The 3767-nt window shown below is 44.5% G+C and carries 4 protein-coding genes; all 4 read left to right on the top strand.

Features of this window, described 5'->3' with window-relative positions; genetic code table 11:
* Window positions 1-621: extracellular solute-binding protein (locus tag ACH2DQ_RS27260; RefSeq protein WP_395028697.1), on the top strand; the 621-nt coding region annotated here is incomplete at its 5' end.
* A 123-nt stretch (window positions 622-744) separates the two neighbouring features.
* The gene (locus tag ACH2DQ_RS27255) at window positions 745-1632 is read left to right on the top strand and encodes a carbohydrate ABC transporter permease (protein WP_394915159.1); all 888 of its coding nucleotides are present in this window, start codon (window positions 745-747) and stop codon (window positions 1630-1632) included.
* An 11-nt stretch (window positions 1633-1643) separates the two neighbouring features.
* Complete coding sequence (locus ACH2DQ_RS27250; RefSeq protein WP_394915160.1) at window positions 1644-2477, top strand: carbohydrate ABC transporter permease; 834 nt, start codon at window positions 1644-1646, stop codon at window positions 2475-2477.
* Between the two features lie 88 nt (window positions 2478-2565).
* Window positions 2566-3645 (top strand): uroporphyrinogen decarboxylase family protein, encoded by a 1080-nt coding sequence (locus tag ACH2DQ_RS27245; RefSeq protein ID WP_395028696.1) that lies wholly within the window; start codon window positions 2566-2568, stop codon window positions 3643-3645.
* Window positions 3646-3767 lie beyond the last annotated feature (122 nt).

Raw genomic sequence — 3767 nt, 5'->3', positions numbered from 1 at the left:
ATGTATTGCTTTGAAGGTGATATCTATGACTGGACCAAACCGGAGTCAAAAGAAGCACTGCAGTTTATGTATGACATGCTTTATAAGGACAAAGTAGTATCAGAAGCAGCTCTTGGTGACAGCTATGATGCGATGAATCAGAAAATTATCGACAACAAATATGGAATGGTGTTCCAGTGGGCTTATCTGGCAGATGTCTGCGGCGATAAATGGGGGGATGCCATACAGATTGAAGCTATGCCCATGTTCAAAACAAATCACACGATCGTAGCAGGATGGCATATGGCAATTAATAAAAACTCGAAAAAAGTTGATGCGGCAAAAGAGGTTCTGAAGGTATGGGCAAGTGAAGAAGGGCAGATGTGCAATCTCCAGATGGAAGGTTCTTCCCACACTAAGGTAATGGCAAAGCCGGAGGCTAAAGAAGTCAATCGGGCTGGACAGGCACTGGAAGAATATTCTGCAGCAGGTTCCTTGGTTCCAAGGCCAATGCCGCCAACAGTAAATGAGCTTATGGAGGCAGCGGAGACCTATGCACAGTCTTATCTGACAAATCAAATGTCTTTGGATGAATGTGTGGAAAAAGCTACGGCGGAAATACAGGCACTTGTGGAAGATTAAACACAACTGCACGTTATCAGACAATTGCAGCATTTTACAGACCGGTATAAAAGTGAGGGGACACTGCGGGGTCCCCTTTCAAAATCTCCGGCAGACAGATAGAAGATAGGGGAAGGTTGCGGGATGAAAAAAATGTCAATGGGAAAAAGGCGGGTATTGGTAGCCTGGGCGCTGGTATTGCCGGCTCTGCTTGTGAGGGGCGCTACTATTATTTATCCGATGATTACCACAGCGTGGTATAGTCTTTTAAATTATAAAATGATAACCCAGACAAAAAAATTTGTGGGGTTCCAAAATTATGTGAAGCTTTTGAAAGATCCGGGTGTTCAGGAGTCCATTCGCTTTACACTGATCTTTACCATTATTTCCGTTATTTTAATTATGACACTGGGCATTCTACTGGCGTTAGTTTTAAACGTGAAATTCAGAGGAAAGAAATTTTTACGGTCTATTGTACTGATACCCTGGGCAATGCCTACAATTGTGATTGGCATTGCGGCACAGTGGGCATTTAATGATACTTATGGCTTTGTTAACGATCTGCTGTCCAGGCTCAGCCAGTCAGACTTTAATTTTGCATGGCTGGTAAATCCGGCAGGTGCCCAGGCGGCGGTCATTATCGTAGATGTGTGGAAAAATGTACCGTTCTTTGCAATAATGGTGCTGGCTGCACTGCAGGGGTTATCACTGGAATTGTATGAATCGGCAGCCATGGACGGAGCAGGGGCAATCAAACGTTTTTTTGCAATTACCATTCCGCATATCAAACGGGTTCTGATTACCATGGGATTGTTTTTTACGCTTTGGCGTCTTACAAGCTTTGATCTGGTCTATGCCATGACCCAGGGCGGTCCCGGTGCAAAGACATCTTTAATCAGTTATAAAATAACAACAGAAGCCTTTAAGAACCTGAACTATGGATATGCATCAGCCATTTCTATGATGCTGTTCCTGATCATGATTATTGTTGCCGGCGGCGGTATGCGTCTGCAGAAAAAAATTGACTACTAGGGGGCGGGAAAATGAAAAAATCAAAAGCTTATAAAGTCTTTATCTGGATTACGGCACTTGTTCTGGCTCTGATCATTTTATTTCCGGTATTCTGGATATTTACATCCTCAATTACGGAAAAAGAGTTATTATTTACTACGCCCGTGACCTATTTTCCGGAAAATCCAACCCTTCAGAATTACTTTACGCTGTTTCAAGAGGTGGATGTCAGCGGTCTGTCGTTCAATACATTGATTGTAGCCGTTTTTGCCATTATTGCATCAATTGTGATCAGTATACTGGCAGCATATTCCTTTGCCAGATTTACCTTCCGGGGGGCGGGAGCAGCTTATTCACTGTTGGTCTTTTCCGCAATGCTGCCGGTGATTATGACCTTGATCCCCATGTTCCAGACATATAAGACACTGCATCTTCACGATACCCATCTGGGGTTGATCATTCTGTATGTCAGCGGATTCATACCGTTTACGACCATGTCCTTTGTGACCTTTATACAGCAGATTCCCTATTCCCTGGAAGAAGCAGCGGCAGTAGACGGGGCAAATGTGTATACGAAGATATTCAAAGTGCTGTTTCCGCTTATGAAGCCGGCTATTGCTACAATGGCTATTATTAACTTTATCAATACCATGAATGAGTTTATGATTCCGCTGGTTTTTACCAACCGGAAAGCAACGCCGCTGAGCGTGGGGCTCACTTTGATTCCAAGGATAAACCAGTACAACGTTCCCTGGGAGAAGATCAGTGCCCTGGCAACAATCATGATGATACCCATTGTATTATTTGTTATATTGTTTGAAAAAAATATCATAGACGGATTGACTGCCGGAAGTGTAAAGCAATAGAGGAATTCGGGCGTTAGGAATAGGATGAGCCAGCTTGTGCTATTCCGGGGTAAAAAATGAAAGAGATGAAAAGCAGGAGGATTGCAGTATGAATGCAAGAGAGCGGGTATTGGCAGTGGTTAACAGAAGAATTCCGGATAAAATCCCGAAGGATTTAAGCTGGGGATTGTGTCCGGCATTGGAGGAAGAATTTCGAAAAAGAACAGGTTGCGTGGATTACTATGAATACTTTGGATTGGATATCAGGCTATTGGATTTTGCGCCCACGGAGTTGATAAGAGATTTTTCGGCATATTATGTGGGCAGGGATCAGGAACCGGGTTTTTCCATCAATGAATGGGGCGTGGGAAGCGGAAAGTCCAGGGATGCGAGTTTGCATTTCGAACACATCATCTCGCCTCTTAAAGCAGGGATGACAGAACAGCAGGCTGAAGAATTTCCACTGCCGGACTTTTTAGAACCCAAGAGAAGTGCACATTTTAAAGCTTATGTGGACCAGTGTCATGAAAAAGGTCTGGCTGTGTGCGGAAGTCTGACCCAGACTATTTTTGAAAAGGCCTGGGCTATCCGGGGATTTGAAGAGACCATGATGGATATGCTGACAGAGCCGGAAGCCATCACAATATTGATGGAACGCATTACCCAGCTTCGTATGGATCAGGTGGTACTTATGCTAAAGGCGGGGATTGATGTGCTTATGCTGGGGGATGATGTTGGGATGCAGACGGGGATGCTCATTGGCGTGGATACATGGAGAGAGTTCCTTAAGCCCAGGCTGGCACGAATTATTGCAAAAGCCAGGGAGATAACGCCGGATATACCGGTCTTTTACCATTCCTGCGGGAATCCCAGCCAGATCATACCGGAGTTAATCGAGATAGGGGTAAATGTTTTAAATCCGATACAGCCGGAGTGCATGGATCTGCAGAAGATAAAGGATACTTATGGTGATCAGCTGGCATTCTGGGGAGGGGTAAGTGCCCAGACGAATCTTTCCTTTGGGACGCCGGAGCAGGTAAAGCAGGAGGTAAAACAGTGTATTAAAATTCTTGGACAGGACGGCGGCTATCTGATCGGACCTAATCATATGGTGGAACCGGAAGTGAGCTGGGAGAATCCGATGGCTTTTTTTGAAGCAGTAGAGGAATACGGGACTTATTGGACTTGAGTGAAAAGGGGATAGAAATGATCCACATTGATGATTTTGAGAAAATAAAAAATCGCTATGATGCTTATTGGGCAAAAGAAAATCATGACAGGCCGCTGATGGATATCCGGGCGCCCAAATAT

Source organism: Robinsoniella sp., assembly GCF_034124845.1.
The sequence above is the reverse complement of the archived record's forward strand: the minus strand, read 5'-3'. Positions and strand labels throughout refer to the sequence as shown.

Bases quoted from the DNA above. Each gene is read 5' to 3' on its own strand.
- ACH2DQ_RS27255 (WP_394915159.1), top strand. From the start codon at position 745: ATGAAAAAAATGTCAATGGGAAAAAGGCGGGTATTGGTAGCCTGGGCG.
- ACH2DQ_RS27250 (WP_394915160.1), top strand. From the start codon at position 1,644: ATGAAAAAATCAAAAGCTTATAAAGTCTTTATCTGGATTACGGCACTT.
- ACH2DQ_RS27245 (WP_395028696.1), top strand. From the start codon at position 2,566: ATGAATGCAAGAGAGCGGGTATTGGCAGTGGTTAACAGAAGAATTCCG.